General features: G+C 72.5%; 19 protein-coding genes. 11 read left to right on the top strand and 8 right to left on the bottom strand.

The window, feature by feature from the left end:
- Positions 1-37: 37 nt before the first annotated feature.
- A complete protein-coding gene (locus EAO76_RS31890; protein ID WP_262375853.1) occupies positions 38-826 on the bottom strand; it encodes a hypothetical protein in 789 nt (262 codons plus the stop codon).
- A 6-nt stretch (positions 827-832) separates the two neighbouring features.
- Between EAO76_RS31890 and EAO76_RS31885 the strand changes: the two genes are divergently transcribed.
- From EAO76_RS31885 to EAO76_RS31845, 9 genes are all read left to right on the top strand, one after another.
- Positions 833-2,761: an ADP-ribosyltransferase gene (locus EAO76_RS31885; protein WP_262375852.1), complete on the top strand. Its 1,929-nt coding sequence runs from the start codon at positions 833-835 to the stop codon at positions 2,759-2,761.
- A gap of 14 nt (positions 2,762-2,775) precedes the next feature.
- Positions 2,776-3,174 carry a hypothetical protein gene (locus EAO76_RS31880; protein WP_148839338.1) on the top strand — a complete coding sequence of 133 codons (399 nt, stop codon included), beginning with the start codon at positions 2,776-2,778 and terminating at the stop codon, positions 3,172-3,174.
- A gap of 447 nt (positions 3,175-3,621) precedes the next feature.
- Positions 3,622-4,416 (top strand): DUF6508 domain-containing protein, encoded by a 795-nt coding sequence (locus tag EAO76_RS31875; protein ID WP_148839337.1) that lies wholly within the window; start codon positions 3,622-3,624, stop codon positions 4,414-4,416.
- A gap of 191 nt (positions 4,417-4,607) precedes the next feature.
- Positions 4,608-4,919, top strand: a complete 312-nt coding sequence (locus EAO76_RS31870) for a hypothetical protein (RefSeq protein WP_148839336.1) — start codon at positions 4,608-4,610, stop codon at positions 4,917-4,919.
- Positions 4,920-5,021: 102 nt separating this feature from the next.
- Positions 5,022-6,395, top strand: coding sequence for a type VII secretion integral membrane protein EccD (eccD, locus tag EAO76_RS31865; protein ID WP_148839335.1), 1,374 nt, complete (start codon positions 5,022-5,024; stop codon positions 6,393-6,395).
- Positions 6,396-6,448: 53 nt separating this feature from the next.
- Positions 6,449-8,110 (top strand): MinD/ParA family protein, encoded by a 1,662-nt coding sequence (locus EAO76_RS46780; protein WP_262375851.1) that lies wholly within the window; start codon positions 6,449-6,451, stop codon positions 8,108-8,110.
- Positions 8,111-8,172: 62 nt separating this feature from the next.
- On the top strand, positions 8,173-12,144 hold the full coding sequence (gene eccCa, locus EAO76_RS31855; RefSeq protein ID WP_148839334.1) for a type VII secretion protein EccCa: 3,972 nt from the start codon (positions 8,173-8,175) through the stop codon (positions 12,142-12,144).
- Between the two features lie 84 nt (positions 12,145-12,228).
- The gene (locus tag EAO76_RS31850) at positions 12,229-13,647 is read left to right on the top strand and encodes a DUF6177 family protein (RefSeq protein ID WP_148839333.1); all 1,419 of its coding nucleotides are present in this window, start codon (positions 12,229-12,231) and stop codon (positions 13,645-13,647) included.
- Between the two features lie 547 nt (positions 13,648-14,194).
- Positions 14,195-15,172: a terpene synthase family protein gene (locus tag EAO76_RS31845; RefSeq protein WP_148840424.1), complete on the top strand. Its 978-nt coding sequence runs from the start codon at positions 14,195-14,197 to the stop codon at positions 15,170-15,172.
- A 135-nt stretch (positions 15,173-15,307) separates the two neighbouring features.
- On the opposite strand, the gene EAO76_RS31840 is transcribed toward EAO76_RS31845, so the two are convergent.
- Complete coding sequence (locus tag EAO76_RS31840; protein ID WP_148839332.1) at positions 15,308-16,582, bottom strand: CdaR family transcriptional regulator; 1,275 nt, start codon at positions 16,580-16,582, stop codon at positions 15,308-15,310.
- Between the two features lie 191 nt (positions 16,583-16,773).
- On the opposite strand from EAO76_RS31840, the gene EAO76_RS31835 reads away from it, so the two are divergent.
- Both EAO76_RS31835 and EAO76_RS31830 read left to right on the top strand, forming a co-directional pair.
- Positions 16,774-18,276, top strand: a complete 1,503-nt coding sequence (locus tag EAO76_RS31835; RefSeq protein ID WP_148839331.1) for a long-chain fatty acid--CoA ligase — start codon at positions 16,774-16,776, stop codon at positions 18,274-18,276.
- Positions 18,277-18,388: 112 nt separating this feature from the next.
- Entirely contained in the window at positions 18,389-19,903 is a 1,515-nt protein-coding gene (locus EAO76_RS31830) for a carboxylesterase/lipase family protein (protein ID WP_148839330.1), read from the top strand.
- A 67-nt stretch (positions 19,904-19,970) separates the two neighbouring features.
- Here EAO76_RS31830 and EAO76_RS31825 read toward each other — a convergent pair whose 3' ends face one another.
- The 6 genes from EAO76_RS31825 to EAO76_RS31800 form a co-directional block, all read right to left on the bottom strand.
- Positions 19,971-20,186 carry an EF-hand domain-containing protein gene (locus EAO76_RS31825; protein WP_148839329.1) on the bottom strand — a complete coding sequence of 72 codons (216 nt, stop codon included), beginning with the start codon at positions 20,184-20,186 and terminating at the stop codon, positions 19,971-19,973.
- Between the two features lie 210 nt (positions 20,187-20,396).
- Positions 20,397-21,590 (bottom strand): YncE family protein, encoded by a 1,194-nt coding sequence (locus tag EAO76_RS31820; RefSeq protein WP_148839328.1) that lies wholly within the window; start codon positions 21,588-21,590, stop codon positions 20,397-20,399.
- Complete coding sequence (locus tag EAO76_RS31815; RefSeq protein ID WP_148839327.1) at positions 21,590-22,432, bottom strand: polysaccharide deacetylase family protein; 843 nt, start codon at positions 22,430-22,432, stop codon at positions 21,590-21,592. Before EAO76_RS31815 ends, EAO76_RS31820 begins: the two co-directional genes overlap by 1 nt.
- Before the next feature lie 361 nt (positions 22,433-22,793).
- A complete protein-coding gene (locus tag EAO76_RS31810) occupies positions 22,794-23,309 on the bottom strand; it encodes an ATP-binding protein (RefSeq protein WP_148839326.1) in 516 nt (171 codons plus the stop codon).
- Positions 23,310-23,560: 251 nt separating this feature from the next.
- Positions 23,561-24,328: an enoyl-CoA hydratase/isomerase family protein gene (locus tag EAO76_RS31805; RefSeq protein ID WP_148839325.1), complete on the bottom strand. Its 768-nt coding sequence runs from the start codon at positions 24,326-24,328 to the stop codon at positions 23,561-23,563.
- 94 nt (positions 24,329-24,422) lie between these two features.
- A complete protein-coding gene (locus EAO76_RS31800) occupies positions 24,423-25,667 on the bottom strand; it encodes an Ig-like domain-containing protein (RefSeq protein ID WP_148839324.1) in 1,245 nt (414 codons plus the stop codon).
- Positions 25,668-25,859: the final 192 nt, after the last annotated feature.

Below are 25,859 nucleotides of genomic sequence, written 5' to 3'. Positions count from 1 at the left end.
CGTGGCCTCCCCGGCCCGCCGCGCGGGCCCCGTCCGGTCATGGCACCGGGCGGCCCCGCAGTGTCACCCCGTACCTCGTGCGCAGCCGGTCGATCTCCCACCACGCGACCGCCGACACCGACGCCGGGCCGCCGATCAGGGCGCAGATCTGGATGAGCGGCGGGCCCGGCGGCATTCCGCCCATGATCAGGTTGACGGCCGCCAGTTCCCACACCAGCACGCCCGTCAGCAGGGCCGGGAGCGCGGCATGCACCTCGGAGGTGCCGAACACGGTGCGGACCACCGTCCCCGAGGCGAACAGGACGAAGAAGAACGCCCAGATCACCAGGGCGAGCAGGGGGAACGTGACGAGCGGGGTGAACCAGTGGTCCTCCATGCTCTGGCCGAAGAGCACCATGACCGCGAAGAGCAGCGGCACGGCCGTGAACGCGCCGAAGTACCGGAGGGCCAGGCGCATGGCGGGGCGCAGCCGGGCCCGCATGTCCGCCCGGGCGGTCACGGGCACCATCCGGAACAGGGCCGTGATCACCAGGGGCGCGGTGAACAGCAGCAGCCACGGGGTGACGGCGAGCCGGAACGCGTACTGCTCCTGCACCTCCTCGAAGTCCGCCGCGGTGCCGTAGACGACGAGGATCAGCAGGGACATCGCCAGCGCGGTCCAGGCCCTGGCCTTCTGCACCCGGATCACCTGCGGGTCCACGATGCGGCGGTGGGCGTGCGGGGGGAACCTCAGGCGTGCCTGCCGACGGGCCGAGCGGGCCAGTGGATAGGACACCAGCAGGACGATGACGAAGGGCAGGAAGCAGAAGAGGAGCAGGGCCCACACGCATCCGTGGACGGGCAGCCGGCGCAGCAGCTCCGTCAGCGGGGGCCAGTCGCCCTCGCGGAACTCCTGCCACAGCGAACGGGGCGGTACGTACGGGCCGTACGGGCCGTACGGCTGCCCCGGGGGCGGGTACGGCCCCGGGTAGGGGTGGGCCTGGGCACCCTGGTCGGCTTCGGCGGCTGGGAAGCCATGGGACAGGCCTGGAAGGGCCTGGCCCAGCTCGCCACCGGCCTCGTCATCTCCGCCGTCCCCGGAGCAGGCGCCCTGTTCTGGACCCTGCCCGACGACAAACTCCCCTCCTGGCTCCGCGACTCACGCACCGCGATGAAGGAGACCGGCAAGGCCCTGGTCGCCTGGGACGAATGGGGCAAGAACCCCGGCCGCGCCGCCGGAGCGGTCACCTTCAACGTCCTGACCACCGTCTTCACCGGCGGCGCCGGCGGCGCGGCGGCCGGAGCCGGCAAGGCCGGAGCCGTCGCCAAGGTCCTCTCCGTCGCCGGCAAGACCGGCAAGTTCATCGACCCCATGACCTACATCGCCAAGGGCGCCGGAAGCGGCCTGTCCAAGATCGGCGACATCACCAAGGGCCTCAAGGGCATCGAGAACATCGAAATCCCCAAACTCCCGGACGGTTCGGTGCAGTTGCCCGACGGCCGCCTCCTGGACCCCAACGGGAACCTGATCGCCCCGAACGGCGTGGTCGACACGACTCCGATCCCGCACGACACCGTCCCCGGCACCTCGGGCCTGCCGACGTCCTGGCAGATCCAGCAGCCGGTGCCGACGGGCGTGCACGCGGGGAACGGCATCCCCGACATGCCGTCGTACCCGCCCGGCGGCGGCTTCGACAACGTGTCGTACGGCCCGGGGAGCCACGTCCCGGGCGGCAACCACGTCCCCGGTGTCAGCAGCCACGTTCCCACCGACCACTTCCCCACCACCCCGGGGCACAACCTGCCGCCCAACGGGTTCCACGGCCCCGGCCACGACCTGCCCGGCACCAACCCGCACGCACCGGACGCCCCGCACACCCCGCACAACGACGGCCCCGGCACCCCGCACAACGGCGGGCACGACAACCCGTACGGCGGGCACACGGACGACGCGGCCGGCCACACCGACGACGCGGCGCACACGGGTGACCCCAACAACCCCGGCAACCACTTCGACCCGCACGGCACCGCCGACGACATCGCCCACGGCGCCGACGACGGCACCCCGCCCGGCGGCCACCACGACCCGGACGGGTCGGGTACGGGAGCCTCGCCGGACGACTTCACGTACAAGCCGCATGTGTCGGAAGCCGATTTCGACGCGCTCTCCACTGCCGAGAAGCACCGGGTCGCCGCCGCCGAACTCACCGACGGCACCGTGCCGTTCGCGGACGACTTCGATGCCGTCCAGTACGGCCGGGACTACTGGAACGACTACGTGGACAATCTGGACCCGTCCGCGCAGCAGGCACTCCGGGATTACACGGGTGACTCGTTCCCTTCGTACAAGGACATGAACGGCTACCTGCGGAACGACCCCCATTACGGGCCCAGGCCGGAGGTGCTGCACGACATCAGCGAGATGGACCGGGTGATGTCGACCCGTCCCGTGCCCCAGGACGTCATGGTGGTGCGCGGTACGGGCATCGGGCACCTCGACCTCGACTCGCCCCTCGAAATGATGGGCGGGACGTACGGCGACGAGGGCTACCTGTCCACATCGCTCGGCAACCACCCGGTACCCAGCTTCGCGGGCAAGGACGCCATCCTTCACCTGCGGGTCCCCAAGGGAACGCCCGCTCTGTGGCTGGAGAAGGTCAGTCATTACGGCGTGACCGAGCGTGAGATCCTTCTCGGACGCGGCTCGGAGTACCGAGTGACCCGGGTCTTCGTGGACGAGGCGGGACAGGCCCAGGTGTACGGCGAGATCCTGCCGCGGTGACAGAGGAAGAGTGCATGACCAGCGAGAACCGACCCAATCCGCGCTTCGAGGAAGACATGCAGCTCAAGCGGGTCGCCGGACCGCCCCGCTACAACCGCGTCGCGCGGGGGCCCGTGCAGTACGTGCGGGTCGCCGACAGCGACGGCGTGGTGATCGGCTACGTGTGGGCCAATGACGAGGGCGACGCCGCGGGCTGGGTGACGCCACCGGGGCTGGGCGCCGCCGCGATCAACGCCGGAGCCGCGTGGCTCAGGAAGCTGCGCGACGCGAAGGCCCGCGGAATCACCCCCACCGCCCTGCTCGCCGAACTGATCCGGGACACGAGCGACATCAAGGGCAGCGGTGTCGTGCCCGGCTCGTCCGCCGAGGCTCCGTCGCTCGCCGAGTTCAAGGAAATGGTGAGCGGGGGCTGAGGTCCCGCCTCGACACCCATGACACGTACGGGGGATGTGGTCCGGGGCGAGTACTGAGCCGCCACGCGCGGTCCTGGAGCGGTTGCGCGCGGTCGACCGGTACGGGCGGCCTCGACGCCCTCGACGCCGGGGCGGTCGGCAGGATCACGTACTGCGCGAAGGCCGGTGAGGGACGTCCGCGCAACAGCCCGCGCGGCGTCCTGCGGCGGTGTCTCGTCGACAGGAAGGCCGAGACGCACGACGAGGTCTTCTCACCCGTGGTCTTCGCCGGGAGCCGACGGAGTGCCTCGGGCGCCACGGACTCGGGCGCCACGGACTCGGGCGCGACGACATCGGCCGCGTACAGATCTCCGAGCGGGAAGCCGCCGCATTCATCGAGTCGGCGGTGAAGGAACCCACCGACTCCCGACAGGCCGACGGCCGAGCGGCCCGAGACAGGAACGAGTGATGGCGAACCAGGCCGACGCACCGCGTTACCGCGGCACGACCGGCAGGCCGGTCCGGTATCTCACCGTCGCCGACGCGCGGGGTGGGGTCATGGGGTATCTGTGGGCCAACGACGAGGACGACGCGGCCGGTTGGTGTCTGCGGCCGGCCGGTGACGCGGCCGGGGTCGGTGACGGGGTCGTGTGGTCCGGGAGGCTCGGGGAGGCCAGGGCGCGGGGGCTCGCTCCCACGGCCGCCCTCGCCGAGCTGGCGGGCGGTACGGGGCCGGGGGCCGTCGGCCGGGTCGTGCCGGGTTCCCTGTCCACGGCTCCCTCCCTGGACGCCCTGAAGGAGCTGGCCCGTGTCGTGACCGGGGCCGACGACCGGCGTCTGGTGGAGCGGCTCGACCGAGGGAACGCCGACGCGTGGCGCGAGCTGCGGGAGGCGCACGCCGCGCTCACGGACGAGGACCGCGACGTGCGGTGGTCCGAGGGCGGGAAGCAGCCCGACGGCACCCGGCGGATGAGCTACCCGCTGTACGGCGAGCGGCTCCGGCGGCTGGTGGGCGCGCTGTCCGCCGTCGGCGCGGTGACGCCCGCCTATCTGTGGCGGGACAACCCGCCGCCGGTCGTGCCCGCCGACGGCCGGCTGGGTCCGGCCGACGCGGTGCGCGCGGCCACGGCCGTGGTGCGCGGGGAGCGGTTCTGCGACGGGACGATCGCGCAGGCCGCGGGCGACGGCCTGCTCGACGCCGTGGCCGGGTCGTTGTGCGCCTGGTACGAGGCGGCGTGCGACGGTTCCTTCGGCATTCCGTAACGAACACGTAATGCCCGTTCACCGGGCCCGCTCACGCTCCGACCCGGGCTGTACTGCCCGATCGCACATGCTCTATGTTTCAGGAGTTAATCAGGGGGATTCCCGTATGGTGCGCCGTCGGCCGAGCGACCGGGACCGACGCGACGTATGACCGACGCAACGTACGACTGAGGCAACGGACGACGAGACGAATGGCACGGGATTACGACAGCCAGCTCCTGGAGTCGGTGGCGGTCCGCCGGCGCAGGATGCGGGACGCGCTGCTGTTCGGCGCGCAGCGGGCACGACGCACGGCCGACGAACGGCTCGGGAAGGTGTTCGCGGGGATCGCCATCACCGCCGTGCTGTGCGCGGGGTGCGTGGGATGGTCCTTCATCCAGAACATGATGGAGAAACAGAAGGCCGAGCAGCAGAAGCAGCAGCGCCAGGAACAGCAGTACCAGCAGCCGACGAAAACGGCGCAACCGGATAAAACCGGGGAATCGACGAAGAATCCCCAGTGAATCTCTAATTCCGGAAAATAGAGAAAGAGTTCCCCGCAAAGGGGACGGAGAAGGCGCTAGTAGCATGGGCACGCCAAGCTGCCCGACTCCTCAAACGTCGCGATGATAGGTTCCCGTCAAGTGGTGAGCACAGCAACGACTTCCCGAGCGCAGCTCAGCCGGGTGACCCTGGTCGGTGAGCGACGCCGGGCCGATATCGTCCTGCCGTCCGATACCCCGATCGGGCAGCTGCTGCCGGACATTCTGCAGTTGCTGGACGACCGGGCCGCGGCACGCCCGATGACACGGCAGTTGATCACTTCGGACGGTTCCGCGCTGCCGCACGACAGCACGCTGTCCTCGGTGGGGATCGCGGACGGTGCCGTGCTCCGGCTCGTCCGGGCCCACTCCGCACCCCCCGCCCCGGTCGTGCACGACGTCACCGACCTGGTGGCCGACGACCTCGATCTGCAGACCTGGCGCTGGCGCCCCTCCGCGCGCCGGACCAGTGCGGGCGTGGCCTCCGTGGCCTTCGCTGTGGTCGCCGCGCTGCTCGCCCGTCGTGAGTTCGCCCTGGACGCCCTGAGCAGCGTCCTCGCGGTCGCCACGTTCGTCCTGCTGGCGGCCGGTGCGCTCATCGCGAAGATCGGCCGGGGGAACCGGGGGCTGGCGACCGCGCTCCTGCTCGCCTCCGGCAGTCTCGGCATCCTCACCGCCTGGACCGCCGCGGACGCCTACGACTGGGCGGGCACCGCCCGACTGGCCGCCGTGGCCGGGGCGCTGGCCCTGACGCTGGTGCTCCTCGGCTACTTCTCGCCGCTCGGCCGGGGCGGGCTCATCGGGGCCGCCGCCACCGCCGTGATCACCGTGGTGTGGGAGGTCGTCGCCGCGGTCCAGGGCGACCTGGCCCGGCTCGGCGCGGTGATGGCCGTCTTCTCCGTCGTCCTGCTCGGCCTGCTCCCCCGGCTCGCCCTGGCGGCGTCCGGGCTCACCGCGCTCGACGACCGCCGCTCCGGCGGCACCTCCGTCAGCCGGCACCAGGTGGGCAACGCGCTGGCGGCCACCCACCGCGGTCTCGCCCTCGCGACCGTGGTCACCGCGGTCTCCGCCGTGGCCGGCGGCTGGCTGCTGACCCTGGCCGACAAGCCGTCCGTGTGGACCGTGGCGCTCCCCTCGCTGGTGGCCCTCGTGCTGCTCTCGCGGGCGCGGGCCTTCCCGCTGGTCGCCGAGGTCGTGGCGCTCTTCGCCGCCGCGGCGGTCCTGGTCGTGCGTCTGGTCATGCTGTGGATGCAGCACGCCGGGGGCGCCGGACCGCTCGCCCTGCTGTGCGTGGCCGCGGTGCTGCCGCTGCTCGTCCTGGCGGTGCAGCCGCCCGAGCACGTGCAGGTCCGGCTGCGGCGCATGGCCGATCTGGTCGAATCCATCGGTGTGGTGGGGCTGTTCCCGCTCGCCGTCGGTGTGTTCGGCGTGTACGGACAGCTGCTCAACAAGTTCTGAGTCGACTCGCAGGTGCTCCCGGCGGGGCAGCAGGGCGAAAAAGAAGGGCAGACATGCCGAACGAAGACAACTGGCAGGGCGATGTGCTGCGCGCCATGAGGAGCGGCTCCGCCCCGGAGGGCGCGCAGGGCTCCGGCGGCCAGGGGTACGGCACCCCCGCGCAGGAACAGGCCCAGGCCCAGGGGCAGCAGGCGTACGGCACCCCCGCGCAGGGCCAGGTCCAGGGACAGTCCGCGTACGGCGCTGCCGCGCAGAACCAGGCATACGGCGTTCCCGCCCAGGACCAGGCGTACGGTCAGCAGGACCAGGCGTACGACCAAGGCGGTCAGGCGTACGGCCAGGGTGGTCAGGCGTACGGCACGCACCAGCAGCCCCAGCAGTACGCCGGGTACCAGGAACAGCAGGCGCCACAAGGCCAGCCCCAGCAGGCCCAGGCCCAGCAGTACGCCGGGTACCAGGAACAGCAGGCACCCCAGCCCCAGCCCCAGCCTCAGCAGTACGCCGGATATCAGGAACAGCAGGCACTCCAGGCCCAGCCCCAGCACTCCCAGCAGCACGCCGGGTATCAGGGACAGCAGCAGGCCGCGTATGCCGGGTACCAGGAGCAGCCGCAGGCCGTCCCGTACGCGGGCCGCCAGGAACAGCAGGCGCCCCAGGCCCAGGCCCAGCCCCAGCAGCACCCCGGCTACCAGGAACAGCAGCAGGCGGTGGCCGCGCACGCCGTCGGGCAGCCGCAGCAGAACCAGGCCCCGGACCAGGCCGCCGCGTACAAGCCGGGCACCCGCTCGCACCACACCCCCGACTCCCGGCCCGTCGTGGACCGGAGTCTGGCCGCCGTCGGGCTCAAGGCCCGGCGCGGGGAGCCGTTCACCGCGCGGGCCGCGCGCGCCCTGCGGGTGAGCGTGTCCTCGTCGGCCGCGCGCGAGGTGGCCAGGACCACCGCCACCGCCGAGACGCTCCAGCAGCCCGTGACCACCGGCCGGCAGATCGCCGTCACCTCCATCCGGGGCGGCGCGGGCAAGTCCACCGTCGCCGCGCTGCTCGGCGCCACCTACGCGCACTACCGCCAGGACCCGGTCCTCCTCGTCGAGGCCGACCCGGCGCTCGGTTCGCTGCCGCTGCGGCTCGGCGCCGAGACGCTGCGCTGGACCACCGGGGACCTCGCGGGCATCATCGAGCCGCAGATGTCGCTGCTCGACATCACCGGCTACCTCGTCCAGCTCCCCGGCAACGCCTGGCTGCTGCCCGGCAGCCAGGGCCAGATCGGCGCGATGCTGGACAGCCGGGCGTACGAGCGGGTCATGGTGTCGCTGCGCCGCTACTTCGGCGTCACCGTCGTCGACTGCGAGACGCTGCCCGCCGAGGTCGCCCGCGTCGCGCTGTCCGCCGCCCAGGCCCGGGTGCTGGCCGCCCCCGCCACGCTGGAGGGCGTCACCAGCACGTACGCGGTGCTCCAGTGGATGCAGTCGCTGCCCCGGCACGTGATCGCCGGCACGGTCGTCGTGCTCAGCGAACTGGTGCCGCACCCCGGGCTCGACCTCGACGAGGCGGCGAAGAAGCTGGAGGCCACCGGGGCGAGCGTCCAGGTCCTGCCGTACGACCGGCACCTGGCGGCCGGCGGCGAGATCCGCACCGAACTCCTGGCGCACGCGACCAGGGAGGCCGCCACCCGGCTCGCCGCGGACGTGTTCCGGCTCTCCCAGCAGCAGCACTGATCACCGATCGGCAACACCACCGCTCCCCCGATGCCGAGCCCGACCCCGAGTGACGGACGACGATGAGTACCCGACTGATCCACCGCCCGGCCAGGACCACCCGGCCGCCGGCCGCCTCCGAGGCGCGCACCATCGAGGCGCCGCCGAACCTTCCCGAGGGCAAGTCGGGCAACATCGCGATGTCGTTGTTGCCCGTGGCCGGGGTGATGTCCTCCGTCGTGATGATGACGGTCGTGCGCAACAGCCAGTTCGCCGGGCTCGGGGCGATCATCCTCCTCGTCACCGTCATCGGCTCCCTGGTGCTCGTCTTCTCGCAGCGCGGCAAGGCCCAGCGCACCCGCCGCACCCAGCGCGAGGCCTACCTCGCCTATCTGGAGGACCTGCGCGAGGAGTTGTCGGTCGAGGAGCGCGAGCGGGCGGAGCGGGCCGATGTGCTCAACCCGCCGCCGCACGCCCTGTACGACATAGTGCGCGACCCGGCCCGGCTCTGGGAGCGCCGCCGGCTCGACGGCGACTTCCTGCGGGTGCGCGTCGGCACGGGCGAGATGCCGGTGCGTGACCTGAAGGTCGCCCAGCAGGGCTCCTCGGTGCTCTCGCCGCCCGACACCTTCATGCTCAACGAGGCGTCGGCGCTGATGGACCGCTTCCGCACCGGCACCGAACTCCCGCTCACCGTCCCGCTCGACCGGGTCGGCAACATCAGCGTCATCGGTCCGCGCGAGGACTGCCTGCGCGTCGCGCGCGCCCTGCTCGTCCAGACCGCCGCCACCCACGCCCCCGACGACGTCGCGATGGCGCTCGCCGTGCCCGGTGACCGGCTGGCGGACTGGGAGTGGGCCAAGTGGATGCCGCACCTGCTCGACCCCGAGCAGTTCGACGGCCCGGTCGCCGCCCGCCGGATCGCCCCGTCCCCGCCCCAGCTCGCCCGCCAGATCGGTCCGGAGCTGCGCCGCCGCGCCTCGTACGCGGCCGAGGTGCGGCGCGGTCTGTCCGGCAAGGACGCGCTGTCCATGACGTCCCGGCTGCTCGTCGTGACCGACGGGCACGGCGAGGACGCGGTCGAGCTGCCGCGGCCGGACGACGCGGTCGGGCTGCGCGAGATGGGCGTCAGCGTGCTGCACCTGCTCGAACAGCGCATCCAGGAGCCGGGGCACGTCAGCGTCCGGATCACCGTCGACGGCGACGGGGTGGTCATCGAGGACCTGCGCGAGCGGGAGCCGATCAGCGCCCACGGCATCGTGGACGAGGTCGGCATCCCGTTCGCGGAGGGTCTGGCCAGGATGCTGGCGCCGATGCGGCTGTCCGCCGAATCGCTGGTGGACGCCCCGCTGTCCGGCCCCGTCGACTTCGCCGACCTGCTCGGCATCGACGACGTGGCGCGGCTCGACCTGTCGCGCCTGTGGGCGCCGCGCGGCGAACGCGCCTTCCTGCGCGTGCCGATCGGCATCAGCGACTCCCACCAGCCGGTGCTCCTGGACCTGAAGGAGTCCTCCGAACTGGGCATGGGCCCGCACGGGCTGTGCGTCGGCGCCACCGGTTCCGGCAAGTCGGAGCTGCTGCGCACCCTGGTCCTGGCCCTGGTGGCCACGCACCCGCCGGAGGACCTCGCCCTGGTCCTCGTCGACTACAAGGGCGGTGCGACCTTCGCCCCGTTCGCGGAGCTGCCGCACGTGGCCGGTGTCATCACCAACCTGGAGAACCAGGCGGGCCTCGTCGAGCGGGTGCACGCCTCGCTCGCCGGTGAGGTCAAGCGCCGCCAGCAGGTGCTCAAGGACGCGGGCAACGTCGCCGACATCGGTGACTACGCGGCGCTGCGCGCGGACCGGCGGCCCGACCTGGACCCGCTGCCGCACCTGTTCGTGGTGATCGACGAGTTCGGTGAACTGCTCACCGCGAAGCCGGACTTCATCGACCTGTTCCTCTCCATCGGCCGCATCGGCCGCTCCATCGGTGTGCACCTGCTGCTGTCCAGCCAGCGCATCGAGGGCGGCAAGCTGAAGGGCCTGGACACCTACCTCTCGTACCGGCTCGGGCTGCGCACCTTCTCCGCCGACGAGTCCCGCACGGTCCTGGACACCACGGACGCCTTCCACCTGCCGCCGCTGCCCGGCTTCGGTTACCTCAAGGTGGACACCAGCCACTACGAGCGCTTCAAGGCGAGCTACGTCTCGGGCGCCTACCGGGGCCCCGTGCAGCGGGACGAGGAGCAGGACTCCGGTCCGCTGGCCCTGGAGTACGAGGCGTTCAACACGCTGGCCGAGCCGGAGACCGCGGCCGAGGAGCCGAAGGTGCGGCGCCGGGAGACCGGGCCGACCGAGATGGGCGTCGTCGTCGACCAGCTGCGGGAGGCGGCCGGTCCGGTGCGCCGCATCTGGCTGCCGCCGCTGCCCGCCGCCATCGCCCTGGACAAGGTCGCGGGGCCGCTGGACGTGGGTCCGCGCGGGATGCAACTGGCCCGGCGCAAGGGCCCGTTGCAGGTGCCGCTCGGTCTGCTCGACGACCCGACGAAGCAGTGGCAGGGCCAGTGGTACCTGGACCTGACGGTGGCGGGCGGTCACGTCGCGATCATCGGTGGTCCGCAGTCCGGCAAGACCACGCTGCTGCGTACCCTCGCGCTCTCGCTCTCGCTCACCCACACCCCGCAGGAGGTCGGCGTCTACGGCCTCGACCTGGTCGGCGGCGGGCTCCAGGCGATCTCCGGGCTGCCGCACGTCGGCGGGGTCGCCGGGCGTGCGGACCGGGAGCGCGCGGGCCGCACCGTCGAGGAGGTGCGGGGCATGCTCGCGGTCCGCGAGGAGCTCTTCCGCGAGCACAACATCGACTCCGTGGAACAGTTGCGTTCCCTGCACACGGCGGGCCGGCTGCCGCAGCTGGCCTCGGCCGAGATCGTGCTGATCATCGACGGCTTCGGCGCGCTGCGCGACGACTTCGACGAGCTGGACGACGCCGTCGTCGACATCCTCAAGCGCGGTGGCGGCTACGGCATCCACGTGGTCGCGGGCATGCTCCGCTGGAACGACGTGCGCATCGCCACCCAGTCGAACTTCGGCACCCGGGTCGAGCTGCGGCTGAACGACCCCAGCGAGTCGAGCGTCGACCGCAAGCTCGCCCAGACCCTGTCGCCCGACGAGCCGGGCCGCATCCTCACCGACAACAAGCTCTTCGCGCAGGTGGCGCTGCCCCGTACGGACGGTCTGGCGGACGCCTCGGACCTGGGTTCCGTACTGGAGCACACCGCCCGCACGATCCGGGCCACCTGGAGCGGCGAGGTCGCCCAGCCGGTGCGGATCCTGCCGCACGTCCTGGAGCCGCACCTGCTGCCGGGGCCGGTCGCCGAGCCCAAGCGGGTGCCGATCGGCCTGGACCAGACGGCGCTCGCGCCCGCCCTGCTCGACCTGTTCCACCACGACCAGCACCTGCTGGTCCTGGGCGACAGCGAGTGCGGCAAGACCAACCTGCTGAAGACCGTCGCCCGCGGCCTCATCGAGCGCTACGGCGAGGAGGAGCTGGTCTTCGCCGTCATGGACCCGCGGCGCGGGCTGCGCGGCGCGATCCCCGAGGAGTTCCGCGGCGGCTACGCGTACAACCCCAAGATGTGCGCGGGGCTGGCCGCCGGGATCGCCACCGAGCTGGAGAAGCGGCTGCCGGACGACCGGGCGGACACCGAGGACCTGGAGCCCGGCAGCTGGGGCAGCGGTCCGCGGATCGTGATCCTCGTCGACGACTACGACGTGCTGACCACCGCGGGCCAGGCACCGCTCGACCCGTTCCTGCCGTACATCCCGTCCGCCGTGGACATCGGGCTGCACTTCGTCCTGACCCGCCGGGTCGCGGGTGCCTCGCGCGGCATGTACGACCCGCTGATGCTGGGGCTGCGCGAGTCGGGGGCCTCGGCGCTCCTGATGGCGGGCGACCGCAGCGAGGGGCAGCTGTTCCCCGGCGTGTACGCGACCCAGCAGCCGCCGGGACGCGGCGTGTTCATCCGCAGGGGCCAGCCCAACCGCCTCATCCAGACCGTGTACACCGCGGAGTGACGCACCGGGTGGCGGCCCCGTACCGACGGGCCGCCGCCCCCAGCGCGCCTTCGCACCCCGGAAGAAGAAGGAACGGCCGACCACATGACCAAGGACGTCATCGCTCTCACGCCGCGCATGCCCGACCCGTTGACCGTGCTCGCCGGTCTGCTCTCGGGCGGCCCCGACAAGCTGGTGGGGACGACGGGCGAGGACGCCGTCGTGCAGCTCTGCGACGAGGAGGGCCGGCCGCTCGTCTCCGTCGAGGCGCCGATGCTGGTGCAGGTCGCGGGCGAGGCCGAGCGGCTGCTCGGGACGACCGCGCCCCCGGTCCCGTACTGGTGGACGGAGGCCCGTGCCACCACCGGCGTCCAGGAGGCCGAGCTGCTCGCGGGGACCTTCGCGGCCCGGGTAGCCGCCATGGCAGGGGGCGCCGCCTGGCCTCCGGAGGCCACGCGCTCCCTGGCGGTGGTGAAGAGCGAGGGCGTGCGCGCGGTGCCCACGCCCGCCGCCGCGCAGCCCGCCGTCGACGTCCTCACCGACAAGGTGGCCGTCATCATCCAGGACCGGCCGGTGATCGCCATGACGGCCTGGCTGGCGGACGCGTTCCGGGCGGCGGCCAACGCCGAGCTGGGCATCCAGATCGTCACGTCGCCGGGCACCATGCTCTCCCCCGCCGTGCGCAACAGCCTGAGCGGCTGGCCGTCGCGGTGGGTGGTGCAGGACGAGAAGGACGGCTACTACGACGGCCTGTCCGGTGCCGTACTGCGCTGGCAGCACGGCATGTTCGCGCCGGTCGAGTCGCCCGACGCCGGCCCCGACGACCTGCGCACGCCGGTGGCCGCCTCCTACGGGGAGGTCGCGGACACCGGTGAGCGCCAGCTGGCCCTCACGTTCCGCACGGTCCACCCGGCGGACGACCGGCTGGTGCTGGGCGGGGCCCTGGAGGCGGTGTGGCAGGAGCTGACCGGCACGGACCCGGCCGGCTGGGGCACCGCGGAGCCCGCCTCCCTGCCCTGGTCGCTGCGGCGGCTGACCGACGTCGCCTTCGAACGGTCGCCCGAGCCGACCTGGTTCGTGGTGGTCGGCGGCCCGGACCGGCCGGGCCTGGCCACGATCCGCGTCAGCCGCACGAAGGGCGGGGTGGAGGAGGAGGTCACACTGGCGTTCGGCTACGGGCCCGGCGAGGAGCCGCCGTTGGAGGCCCTGCCCCGGGCGGCCGAGGTGCTGGCGACCCGCCACCACCTGCAGTCGATGCTGGTGCAGATCCGCAGGGCCCGCCGCGACCTGGCCGTTCCGCCGCGGTTCGAGGGGCCGGGCGTCCCGGTGGCGTTCGTGCTCGGCGCGGAGGAGGTCCGCGAGATGCCCGGTGACCGCGCCCGGCGCACCCCGCTGTCCGAGCCCCCGGTCCAGCTCGGCCCGAAGTCCCGCCCCGCGCTGTACTACCCGCTGCCCGGCGACCCGTCGGACCTGTCGGGCTGGCAGGACTTCGAGCGCCTGATGCGGCATCTGAAGGGCGCCTGAGGAACCCGGCAGGCCGGCCGGGCGAACCGCCGGTCCGGGCGGATCACCGGACTGCGCACGAAGGGCCTTCGGTACGGGTTTGTCCCGTTCTGCGGGCCCTTCGACATACCTATTTGAGCCAAATATGAAGGCCCCGGTCCGACCGGTGGACACCCGCCCCGGGAAGACAGGAAGCGCTCAAAGCCGTTCAGTGGATTCCGACGATCAAACAATTTCGGTCACAAACGACTTCCCTCTGTCGTCCACACGGGGTTGACTGGGAGTCACGCATGGTGATGCCGCCGTCCTGCACCGAGGGCGATTGCCACCACGGGCCCCGCGGGCCCGGCCCCGATGCCCAGGAATCCGGCGGAGGAGAGTGAGCAGGGATGACTGCCGCGTCTCGCACGGTGCGTCTTCGGCCGCGGTCGCCGGGGGCGGGCGACCCGGCCCCGCGGCACTTATCCGGCGCAGGCTCCGAATTCGGCCGGATATCAGCCCGCACCCTTCATCCGTACCGTTTCCACGAGGGGCACCAATGAGCCAGATCGCGCTGCCGACGTTTCATATGCCGTTCCAGAGCACCGGATGCAACCCAGGTATTGAGGAGACCAGGGAGGCCGTGTGGGAATGGGCCGAATCGAACGGTCTCGTGCTCTCCCCCGCGGCCCGGAAGAAGATGATCCGGACCAGGCCCGAGCTCTGGATCTCCCTCATCTTCCCCAAGGTCTCGCAGCAGCACCTCGACCTCTTCTGCCAGTGGCTCTTCTGGGCCTTCCTCGTCGACGACGAGTTCGACGACGGGCCCGCCGGACGCGATCCGCGCCTGTGCGGGGCGGCGATCGACCGGCTGGTCTCCGTACTGGACGGCGGACCGCCGCACGGGGCCATGGAGCGCGCCCTCGTCGGGCTCAGGACCAGGACGTACCGGGACCGTTCGGCGCGCTGGATCCGGCAGTTCCGGCGGGACACGGTCGCCTGGCTGTGGACCTACTACGCCGAGGCCGTGCAGCGGACCGCCGGACAGGTGCCGAGCCGGGACGAGTTCGTGAAGCACCGCCGGGACTCGGTGGCCATGCAGCCCTTCCTCGACCTGCACGAGATCGCCGCCGGGATCGACCTCCCGGAATCGGCCCGGAGCCTTCCCGCCTACATCGCCCTGCGCAACGCCGTGACCGACCACTCGGGGCTGTGCAACGACATCTGCTCCTTCGAGAAGGAGGCGGTGCTCGGCTACGAGCACAACGCGGTGGCCCTCATCCGGCGCGAGCGGGGGCTGACCCTCCAGGAGGCCGTCGACGAGGCCGGGACGCAGCTCGCGGCAATAGCGGAACGGGTGAGGCGCGCCGAGCGGGAGCTGACCGAGCAGATCGCGGCGGCCGGCATCGAGGGCCCCACCCGGATCGCGCTGGAGCGGTGCGCGCGGGACTACCGGGGCCTGGTCCGGGGCGACTTCGACTACCACGCCCGCGCGGAGCGCTACACCCGTCCCGATCTGACGGAGGTCGACGACCGGGACTCCCTGTCGGGCTTCTTCGCCGCCTGACGACCGCCCGACCGGCTGCCCGGGGCCTGCCCGGCCCGGGGGCGTGGCCCGGGGCGCCGTCGACGGACCGGCGCCCCGGATCACGCCCCCCCCGGATCACGTCCTCGGATCACGTCCTCGGATCACGTCCTCGGATCACGTCCTCGGCGGCAGCGCCCTGAGGGCCAGCGCCCAGCCCAGCCGGGCCTCCCCCGACTCCGCGGAACGGCCGGTGAGTTCGGCGATCCGGCCGATGCGGTTGAGGACGGTGTTGCGGTGGCAGTAGAGCCGCTCGGCGGCCCGCGCCGCCGAGCAGCCGCTGTCGAGCCAGACCCGGAGCGTGCCGAGCAGCGTGTCGCGTTCGGCCGCCGTGTCCAGGACGGCGCCCAGGTACGTGGCGACGATGCGCCCGGCGATCTCCGGGCGGTCGACGAGGAGGATCTCCGCCAGCCGGTCGTCGAACGCCGCCGCCTCGCCGCTCCCGGCGGGGAGGGTGCGCAGGGCCTGTTCGGCCAGGCGCAGGGCCCGGCCCGCGCGGGCGAGCCGGGCGAACTCCGGCGACACTCCCGCGGTGGCACCGGTGTGCTCGCGCAGCAGGTCGAGCAGTACGTCGTACTCCTCCGCGGCCAGCCGCACGATCCCCTCGTACCGGCCCGATCTCGGCCGCCAGAAGGACCAGATGCCGTGGCTCTCCAGGGCGGCCCCCGGGTTGGGCGCCGCCGCCGGGTCCTGGGCCGCCGCGACGACGACGTACCGGTCCCGGACCGGCACCCCGAGCGCGGCGGAGGCCGCCGAGGCGACCGCCGGGTCGTCCCCCCGCCCGTCGAGCAGGGCCTCGAAGAGGGCGGCGCGGCGGGTGTCCTGACGGCCCTGCATCTCCAGCCGGGTCAGCCGGTACGCCTCCGCCATCGCCAGGGAGTAGCGGTCGATGGTCTCCCACAGAGCGCCCGCCACGTCGAGCTCGGTGTCCCGCCCGGCCGCCGCSGCGGCGGCCACGACGCCCCCGGCCCCGTCGGCGTCCCCCGGCCGCCCGGCGCGCGCCGCCCGCAGGTGCTCGGCCATCACCTGCCACATCACCCGGCCCCCGCGCCGGTATGCCTGCAGCACGGTGTCCAGCGGCACGTCCTGCTCCGCGCGCCGCCGCCCCGTCTCGCGCGCCGCGTGCTCGAAGTCCTCCCGGCCGGGAGGCAGTCCGCCGAAGTCCTCCAGGGCCCGTCGCAGGTTGTCGCGGCAGATCTCCCACAGGTCGTCCCGGCTGACGGGCGTGCCCGACGCGTACGTGCCGCTGTGCGCGTGGATGTCGGCGACGACCCGCCGGGTCAGGTCGTCGATCCCCGGCAGCAGCGCGGCGGCCAGGGCGCGGCGCAGCTCGTCGTCGGCGCCGCCCCGGCCGTCGGTGCGGGGGTTTTGGGCCCCGGTCTCGTCCAGCATGCGGGAAGGCTAGCGCCGTCCCTGTCGGATGGCTGTTAGGCGGTTGCCTTGCCATGTGCATCCCCGGGGGGCCACTGCCCAGGTGGACCGGACACACGGTGGGCACCTGCACATTGTGCCGGGCGGGGCGGCGGCCGATTCTGGCATCAGCAGCCGTGCAGCCACCGCGTTCCCGCCACCTGGAGCTCCTCATGTCCCTCAGCGTCGCCGCCGTACTCGGCGAATCGGTCCACCGGCACCCCGACCGCGTCGCCGTGGTCGATTCCGGCACCCGCGTCACCTACCGGGAGCTGTGGGCCGGGGTGCTGGAGCGCGCGGGCGCGCTGCGGGCGGCCGGGGTGCGGCCCGGGGACCGGGTGGCGGTGCTGCTGCCCAACACGGCGGACTTCCTGTACGCGTACTACGGGGCGCTCGCCGCCGGGGCCACGGTCGTACCGGTGCACGGGCTGCTGGTGGCCGAGGAGGTGGCGTACGTGCTGCGGCACAGCGGCTGCGTCCTGCTGATCGGCGGCGGCGCGCTGTGGCCGGTCGCCGAGGAAGGGGCGCGGGCCGCGGGGGTGCGGGCCGTGCGCGGCGTCCCGGAAGGCGGTGCCCCGCTGTCCGAACCGGAGCCCGCGGCGCCGCGGGACGTCGCCGTGATCCTCTACACGAGCGGCACCACCGGGCGGCCGAAGGGGGCCCTGCTCACCCACCGCAACATCGTGACGAACGCGTCGGTGGTCGCCGACGACCTGCTGGAACTGGCCCCCGACGACGTGGTCCTGGGCTGCCTGCCGCTGTTCCACAGCTACGGGCAGACCTGCGCGATGAACGCGACGCTGCGGGCGGGGGCCGCGCTCGTGCTCATGCCGCGCTTCACCGGCGCGGGCGCCCTGGAGCTGCTGACCGCCGAGGGCGTGAGTGTCTTCATGGGCGTGCCGACGATGTACCACGCACTCGTCGAGGCCGCCGCCGGGCAGGCCGGCGCGGCGCCCCGGCCCGTCCTGCGCGCGGCCGTCTCGGGCGGCGCCGCGCTCCCCGTGGCCGTACTCGAACGCTTCGAGGAGGTCTTCGCGACCCAGGTCCTGGAGGGCTACGGGCTGACCGAGACCTCCCCCGTCGCCACCTTCAACCAGCCCCGGACCGGTCGGCGTCCCGGCACGGTGGGGCATCCGATCCGGGGTGTGGAGGTCGGTGTCGCGGACGCGGCGGCGGAGGACGCCGTGGTGCTGCTGCCGGACGGGGAGGTCGGCGAGGTGGTGGTGCGCGGCCACAACGTCTTCGCGGGGTACCTCGACGACCCGGTGGCGACGGCCGCCGCGGTGGTCGACGGCTGGTTCCGCACCGGGGACCTGGGGGTGCGGGACGAGGACGGCTTCCTGAGCATCGTCGACCGGAAGAAGGACCTGATCATCCGGGGCGGCTTCAACATCTACCCGCGCGAGGTCGAGGAGGTGCTCGTGCGCCATCCCGCGGTCCTGGAGGTCGCCGTGATCGGTGTGCCGGACGAGACCCGCGGCGAGGAGGTCTGCGCGGTCGTCGTGGTGCGCCCGGACGCGGACGGGGTGACGGAGCAGGACCTGATCGCCTGGTCCCGGGAGCGGCTCGGGCGGCACAAGTACCCGCGGATCGTCCGGTTCGCCGAGGCGTTGCCGCTCGGTCCGACCGGGAAGGTGCTCAAGAGGGCGCTGACGGCCGCCGCCTCCTCCTCCTGATCCGCCGGACGGAACCCGCCGGACCGGCACCCGCCCGCGCTCCCCCGCCCGCACCACACCGTCCGTCCCCGCACCGCACCGTCCACGCACCGCAGAAGGGCCGAAGCCATCCATGACCGCCGCACCCCCTCCCGCTCCCGGTCCCGCCCCTGATCCCGCTCCCGGAACGTCGCCGCAGGTGGAAACGGTCCACGGAACCGTGCGCGGGACGCTGGAGCAGGGCGTCCACGTCTTCCGCGGCATCCCGTACGCCGCCGCGCCGGTCGGCGCCCGCCGCTTCCGGGCGCCGGAGCCGCCCGAGCCCTGGGAGGGCGTGCGGGAGGCGGTGGCGTTCGGGCCGACCGCGCCCAAACGGCCGTACTCCCCGCCGCTGGACCGGCTGCTGCCCGATCCCGACGTACCGGGCGACGACTGCCTCAACCTCAACGTCTGGACCCCGGACCCGGCCCCGGACCGCACCGGGCTGCCCGTCCTCGTCTGGATCCACGGCGGCTCGCTGCTGCACGGCTCGTCGGCCGTGCCGCTGTACGACGGGGCCGCGTTCGCCCGTGACGGCGTGGTCCTCGTGTCGGTCAACTACCGGCTGGGCGTCGAGGGGTTCGGGGTGTTCCCGGACGCGCCCGCCAACCGGGGGCTGCTCGACCAGCTCGCGGCGCTGGCCTGGGTGCGGGACAACATCGCGGCGTTCGGCGGCGATCCGGACCTCGTCACGGTGTGCGGCGAGTCGGCGGGGGCCGTCAGCATCGCCGCCCTGCTGGCCGCCCCGCGGGCGAGGGGCCTGTTCCGGCGCGCGGTGCTGCAGAGCGGTGCGCCGACCGCGCTGCGGCCGGACGCCGCCCGCCGCACGACGGAGCTGGTCGCGAAGCGGCTCGGGGTCCCGGCGACGGCCGCGGCGCTGGCCGGGGTGGACCCGGCCGGGCTGCTCGACGCCCAGACCGCGGTGACGGCCGGCGGTTCCCCGCTGACCGGCGGGAACTCGTTCCAGATCGTGGTGGACGGCGATCTGCTGCCCCACGACCCGATGGAGGCGCTGCTGGACGGCGCCGCGGACGACGTCGATCTGCTGATGGGCTCGAACAGCGAGGAGTACCGGCTCTGGTTCGTGCCGAGCGGTCTCACGGAGCGGCTGTCCCGGATCGGGCTGCGGATGGCCCTGCTGAAGTTCAAGGTGCCGCGCGCCACGGAGCGGGCCTACCGTGCGAACCGGCCCGATGCCGCCCCGGGCGAGCTGCTGGGCGCGCTGGCCACCGACCTGCTGCTGCGGGTCCCGCTGAACCGGCTGGCCGACGCCCGGACCGACGCCCCGGGAAGCACCCACGTCTACGAGTTCGGCTGGCCGTCGCCCGTGCTGCGGCTCGGCGCCTGCCACGCGCTGGAGATCGGCTTCGTCTTCGACACCCTGGACCGGCCCGACGCGATCGCCCTGGCCGGGGCGGACGCCCCGCAGGAGCTGGCCGACGCGATGCACGCGGCGTGGGTGCGGTTCGCGGCCTGCGGCGATCCCGGCTGGCCGGGCTGGGACGCCACCCGCCCGGTGATGGGTTTCGGCCCCGGCGCGCCCGCCGTGGTGCACGCCCCGCGCGACGAGGAGCTGCACGGCTGGGCACCGTACCGGCAGGGGTCCTGACGGACGGCGCGGGCGGCCCCCGGCCCGTGGTCCTTCCGGGCCCGTGGGCCGGGGGTCCTCCGGGCCGTCAGCCCCTGTTCTGCGCCGCCCAGAACTCGTCGAACGTGAGCAGCCCGTCGCCGTTGGCGTCGTGCGAGTTGATGACGGCCTGGGCCACCGTCTCGGTGACGTAGGGGTCGCCGAGCTGAGCCATCACGCTCTTGTACTCGGCGGCCGAGATCAGCCCGTCGTTGTTCAGATCGAACCGCTGGAATGCCGTGCGCGCCGACTCGATGTCCGCCACAGTTCCGCCCCTTCGTAATGCCTGGTCATTGCCCGACCGATTGCCTGACTGACGGAGGTCAGATTAACGGGCGCGGCGCCCGGCGGTCGCGTCCGGCCCGGTATCCGGCCCCTCGGCCCGGCCCGGACGCGGTGGTCCGGGCCGGGCCGGGGGCCGTGCGGCGGGTGGCGCGGCGGGCCGGGCCGCGGTGGCGGCGACGAGGTCCGGCCGTCAGCGGAAGACGCCGGTGTGGCCGAGGGAGTAGCGGCCGGGCTGCGGGTAGACCGCCAGCCCGTGCGGGCCGCTGCCGACCGGGATGCGGGCGAGCTGCTTGCCGGTTGCGGTGTCGATCGCGTACACCTCCGCGTCGTAGCGTCCGCTCAGCCAGAGGACCTTGCCGTCCGCCGAGACCCCGCCCATGTCGGGGCTGCCGCCGCCGGGCAGACGCCACTTCTTCGCCAGCTCGCGCCGTGCGAAGTCGAAGACGGAGATGGTGCCCTCGCCGCGGTTGGAGATGTACATCTCCTTGGAGTCGCGGCTGACGTAGAGCCCGTGGGTGCCCTTGCCGGTGTGCAGCAGCTTCGGAGTGGTGAAGTTCTTCCCGTCCAGCACCCAGATCCCGTCGGCGATCATGTCCGCGATGTAGAAGGTCCCGCCGTCGGGCGACAGCTTCACGTCCTGCGGCATCGCGCCCTTCAGCGGCAGCCTCTGCTGTTTGACGATCTTCATCGCCGCGGTGTCGACCTTGAGGAGTTCGCCGGAGAACTCGCAGGAGACGATGAAGTACCGGCCGTCGGTGGAGAAGTCGGCGTGGTTGACGCCCGCGCAGTCGACCGGGACGGTCTTGACGGTCTTCATGGTGTGGGCGTCGCGGAAGACCAGTTCGCGGTCCATCGAGGCCATCACCACGGCGTACTTGCCGTCCGGGGTGAAGTAGAGGTTGTACGGGTCGGAGACGGGCACCGTGGGCCCGACCTTCCCGGTGGCCGGGTCGATGGCGGTGAGGCTGTCGCCGATGTCGTTGTTGACCCAGAGGGTCTTCAGGTCCCAGGACGGGACGACGTGCTGCGGCTGGCGGCCGACCTTGATCGTCTTGATCACCTTGTACGTCGCCGGGTCGATCACGGACACGGTGTCGGAGTTGGTGTTGGGGACGTACACCCGGGACGGGAAGTCCTTGACGACGGGCGAGAGCCGGCCCGCCCGGTCGGCCGCGTAGACGTCCTCGGCGTCGAGCACCGGGGGCATCCCGGGGAGCCCCGGCGGTACGGGCGGGACGGCGATCCTCGACGCGGTGGGCAGGGCGGCGGCCTCGCTGCCGACGGCCTGGACGTTCGACTTTCCGGCCGGTGCGCCGCAGCCGGAGAGTACGGCCAGCAGGACGCCCCCGAGCAGGGCCGTGGTGTGCTTGGTGGAGGGAAGCATCAGGTCAACAGCTCCGTGGTCGTCACCGCGCGCAGTCGGCGGCGGTCGATTTCGGTGAGGAGGAGGGGCAGCGCGGCGACCGTGTCCGCGTAGCCGAAGTGCAGGCTCACCACCGATCCGTTGCGGATCTCCCCGGCCACCTTGCGGGTCACGGCCGCGGCGCCGGGAGAGGTGAAGTCGAGGGAGTCCACGTCGTACGAGAGCACGTGCGGGTAGCCCGCCCGTGCGGCCAGCCGCCGGACGAGCGGGGTGGCGTCCCGGGCGCGCGAGGGCCGGAACCAGGTGCCGATGGAGCCGGTGAGCCGGCGCAGCCGCCGGGCGCAGCCGTCGATCTCCGCGTACGCCTCGGCCTCGCCCATCGAGGAGATGTCGGCGTGGTGCTGGGTGTGGTTGCCGAGTTCGTGGCCGCCGTCGAGGATGCGGCGGGCCATGTCGGGGTGTTCGTCGAGCCAGCTGCCGACGGCGAGGACGGTGATCCTGGCGCGGGCCCGTTCGGCCTGGGCGAGCAGGGTGCGGGCGATGGCGGGGTCGCCCTGGCCGTGGAAGGTGAGGGCTACGCGGGCGCGGTCGCGGGGGCCGTGGTCGATCTGCGCCGGCCGGCCGGGGAAGCGGCGCGGTCCCGGCGCGGGGCCCGGGGAGGCGGTCCGGCCGGCGGTGCGCGGGTTCTTCGGGCTCGTCCCGTCGGTGACGGCTCGGGCCGGGGTGTCGCCGGGGACGGTTCCGGCGGGGGTGCCGGCGCCGCCGCGGCCCGAGCATCCGGTGGCGAGGGCGCCGGCGAGGACGGTCCCCGCTCCCGCGCGCAGGGCGCCGCGGCGGTGCACCGGGATGTCGGAGGCGTTCATGTACAGACACACTAGGCACCAAATGCGACAAACATAACAATAAAGGCATATGGATGCAGCGAATGAATCATTCGTCAGATCCCATAGCTATTCACGCTTTCACAGGCAAGTGACTCATCACACCTGTGATTCAGCTGGAAAATGCCCCATTAAGTGAGCATATGTACTTTTTGCACTTTTGGCGGAGAGGTCGCCCGTCTGCCATAGTCGGTGACACGACCTCACCGACCCGAGCCAGGTCGTCACAAGCGGCCGTGAACACACCCCCCATTTCACGGCCCCCACACAGAAGCCCCCGAAGCGCCCCACCACGGCGGACCGGGGGCTTCTGCGCAGCCGGCCGGTACCGGGACGGGGGAGGTCAGCGGTCGGAGATCCGCATCTCGAACCAGGTGGTCTTGCCGCGCGGCAGCAGGTCCACGCCCCAGCGGTCGGAGAGCTTGTCGACGAGGAAGAGGCCCCGCCCGCTGACGTCCATCTCCTGCACCGGCATCAGACAGGGCAGCCCGCGCGAGGGGTCGCGCACCTCGACCCTGATCCAGCCGCGACGGCGCAGCATCCGCAGCCCGAAGACCCGGGCACCGGTGTGCCGCACGGCGTTGCCCACGAGCTCCGAGACGAGCAGTACGGCGTACTCGGCGATCTGGGGGGAGAGCGCCCACTGGCGCAGCACCACGCACGAGGTGAGCCGACGCGCGGTGGCCGCGGACTCCGGGCGCGAGGGGAGCCGGACCTCGCCCTCCGTCGGATTCCCGAACAACTCCAGCGCCTTGAACGCCTGTTCGTCCTCGATCGTCGGCATCCACCGTGCCGCCGTCGAACCGCTGTGCGGTCGCGGCTGTTCCACACCCTCCAGGCCCGCCATGGACACCATCATGACCTCAACGCGGACGCCCCGGGGCCGTTCCGGAGGAATCCGTGCCCCCGGTTGCAACGTTCCGCAACGGCCGGAAGTCATATGCCAGGGACACGAAACACCCGGCTGCACCCATGCTGACCTGCGCGGATACCGGGTCCGGACGGGGTTGCCGGGCCTCGCGGAAAGCCGGGCCCCGAGGTGTTCCCGGAACCCGGCCGATCCGCCCGCACGGATGAACCCGCGCCGTTCTGTACCCAACTGGCGTTCGGTCAGAGGAACTTGGCCTTGCCCGGGCCCTCTTCCACGAAGCTGCGCATTCCGCGCTCGCGGTCCTCGGTGGCGAACAGTCCGGCGAACCAGTTCCGCTCGATCGTGAGCCCGGTGTCGATGTCCGTCTCCAGCCCGGCGTCGACGGACTCCTTGGCGGCGCGCAGCGCGAGCGCCGGGCCCTTCGCCAGCTTGGCGGCCCAGGCGTACGCCTGCTCGTACACCTCGGCGGCGGGCACCACGCGGTCCACCAGACCGATCGTCAGCGCTTCCTCGGCCTTGACGTGGCGGCCGGTGAAGATCAGGTCCTTGGCCCTGGAGGGGCCGATCAGCCGGGCCAGGCGCTGGGTGCCGCCCGCGCCGGGGATGAGGCCGAGCAGGATCTCCGGCTGGCCCAGCTTGGCGTTGTCGGCGGCGATCCGGAAGTCGGCGCAGAGGGCCAGCTCGCAGCCGCCGCCCAGGGCGTAACCGGTGACGGCGGCGACGACGGGCTTGGGGATGCGGGCCACGGCGGTGAAGGAGTCCTGGAGCGCCTTGGACCGCACGACCATCGCCGTGTGGTCCATCGCCTGCATCTCCTTGATGTCCGCGCCGGCCGCGAACACCTTCTCGCCGCCGTAGATGACCACGGCGCGCACGTCGTCGCGCCGGGTCGCCTCCTCTGCGAGTTCGCGCAGCCGGTCCTGGGTGGCCACGTCCAGGGCGTTCATGGGCGGACGGTCCAGGCGGATCGTGCCGACGCCGTCGAGTACTTCGAGATTCGCTGTCATGGGAGGCAGATTAGACGGACCGGGAACGGCCGAGCGGGCCCGGTGGCGTGGATCACGGCACCGGGCCCGCTCGGCCTCGCGTACGGGAGGGGGACTACTCGGTCCACTCCGCCCAGCTCATGTTCCAGCCGTTGAGACCGTTGTCCGGCTGGATCGTCTTGTCCTTCGAGTTCTTCACGATCACGACGTCGCCGATGAGCGAGTTGTCGAAGAACCAGGCGGCCGGGGTCTTCTTGCTCCAGGCGCCGCGCACGTCCTGCAGGCCGACGCAGCCGTGGCTGGTGTTGGTCGAGCCGAAGATGCCGGGGCTGCCCCAGTAGTTGCCGTGCAGGAAGGTGCCCGAGGTGGACAGGCGCATCGCGTGCGGCACGTCCTTGATGTCGTACTCGCCGCCGAAGCCGACGGTGTCACCGTTCATCCGGGTCACCTTGAGCTTCTCGCTGATGACCATCTGGCCGTTGTACGTGGTGGTGGCCGGGGCGCCCGCGGAGATCGGGATGTCCTTGATCTCGCTGTCGTCGCGGACGACCTTCATCCGGTGCGTGCTCGCGTCGACGGTGCTGACCTGCTTGCGGCCGATGGTGAAGGAGATCGTCTTGGCCTGCTTGCCGTACACGCCGGGCCGGCCCTCGACGCCGTCGAGGTTGAGCTTCACGGTCACCTTGGTGCCCGAGGCCCAGTAGTTCTCGGGGCGGAAGTCGAGGCGGTCGTTGCCGAACCAGTGGCCCTCGATGTCCACGGCCGGCTCGGACGTCACCTTGATGGCCTTCTCGACGGCCTCGGGGTCGGTGATGCCCCGGGTGAAGTGGATCGAGACGGGCATCCCGACGCCGACCGTGGAGCCGTCCTCCGGGGTGTACTGCCCGATGAAGGTGTTCTGCGGGACCAGCGTGGTGAAGCTGGTGTCCTTCGCCGACTCACGGCCCTTGGAGTCCTCGGCGACGGCGTGGACCTTGTACTTGGTCGCCGCGGCCAGGTGCTGGTCGGGCGTCCAGCTCGCGCCGTCGGCCGCGATCTTGCCCTCGACCTCGGCGCCCTTGGGGTCGGAGACCTTGACCGTGGTCAGCTTCCCCTGCTCGGCCGAGACCTTCAGCACCCCGCTGGTCGCGACGGAGTCGGCGCCGTCCTTGGGCGCGACGCTCACCACGGCCTGCGAGGCCGAGGTGTCCTCCGCCTTCCCCCCGCCCTTGCCACCCTTGCCGGCGTCGTCTCCCCCGCCGCACGCCGTCACCATCATCAGCATCGCACCCAGCACCAGAGCCAGCGGTCCGGTGGCTCCTCGCCTGCCCCGCCTGCCGTTCGCCCCGGCCGATGTCCCCGATATCGGCTGCCCGTTCAATGTGGTCGTCTCCCCTCACACGGCCTGGCCCCGCCATGGCCCCGGGAGCCCTGCGGCTCCCTCCCCCGCGCGCTGCATATGCACGCTCAGCGAAAGATAATCACACCGGACATGTGGAAATGACCCCCTGGATGTCACCATTCAGTCCCAAGTTCACCGGAGCGAAGGGCGGGACCGAACAGGGGCGGGGCC

Origin of the sequence: Streptomyces sp. sk2.1, assembly GCF_008120935.1 — a bacterium.
In the GTDB taxonomy this organism is placed as follows: domain Bacteria; phylum Actinomycetota; class Actinomycetes; order Streptomycetales; family Streptomycetaceae; genus Streptomyces.
This window is presented reverse-complemented; position numbering and strand designations above follow the sequence as displayed.

Bases quoted from the DNA above. Each gene is read 5' to 3' on its own strand.
- EAO76_RS31880 (WP_148839338.1), top strand. From the start codon at position 2,776: ATGACCAGCGAGAACCGACCCAATCCGCGCTTCGAGGAAGACATGCAG.
- EAO76_RS31875 (WP_148839337.1), top strand. From the start codon at position 3,622: ATGGCGAACCAGGCCGACGCACCGCGTTACCGCGGCACGACCGGCAGG.
- EAO76_RS31870 (WP_148839336.1), top strand. From the start codon at position 4,608: ATGGCACGGGATTACGACAGCCAGCTCCTGGAGTCGGTGGCGGTCCGC.
- eccD (WP_148839335.1), top strand. From the start codon at position 5,022: ATGATAGGTTCCCGTCAAGTGGTGAGCACAGCAACGACTTCCCGAGCG.
- EAO76_RS46780 (WP_262375851.1), top strand. From the start codon at position 6,449: ATGCCGAACGAAGACAACTGGCAGGGCGATGTGCTGCGCGCCATGAGG.
- eccCa (WP_148839334.1), top strand. From the start codon at position 8,173: ATGAGTACCCGACTGATCCACCGCCCGGCCAGGACCACCCGGCCGCCG.
- EAO76_RS31850 (WP_148839333.1), top strand. From the start codon at position 12,229: ATGACCAAGGACGTCATCGCTCTCACGCCGCGCATGCCCGACCCGTTG.
- EAO76_RS31845 (WP_148840424.1), top strand. From the start codon at position 14,195: ATGCCGTTCCAGAGCACCGGATGCAACCCAGGTATTGAGGAGACCAGG.
- EAO76_RS31835 (WP_148839331.1), top strand. From the start codon at position 16,774: ATGTCCCTCAGCGTCGCCGCCGTACTCGGCGAATCGGTCCACCGGCAC.
- EAO76_RS31830 (WP_148839330.1), top strand. From the start codon at position 18,389: ATGACCGCCGCACCCCCTCCCGCTCCCGGTCCCGCCCCTGATCCCGCT.
- EAO76_RS31820 (WP_148839328.1), bottom strand. From the start codon at position 21,590: ATGCTTCCCTCCACCAAGCACACCACGGCCCTGCTCGGGGGCGTCCTG.
- EAO76_RS31815 (WP_148839327.1), bottom strand. From the start codon at position 22,432: ATGAACGCCTCCGACATCCCGGTGCACCGCCGCGGCGCCCTGCGCGCG.
- EAO76_RS31810 (WP_148839326.1), bottom strand. From the start codon at position 23,309: ATGATGGTGTCCATGGCGGGCCTGGAGGGTGTGGAACAGCCGCGACCG.
- EAO76_RS31805 (WP_148839325.1), bottom strand. From the start codon at position 24,328: ATGACAGCGAATCTCGAAGTACTCGACGGCGTCGGCACGATCCGCCTG.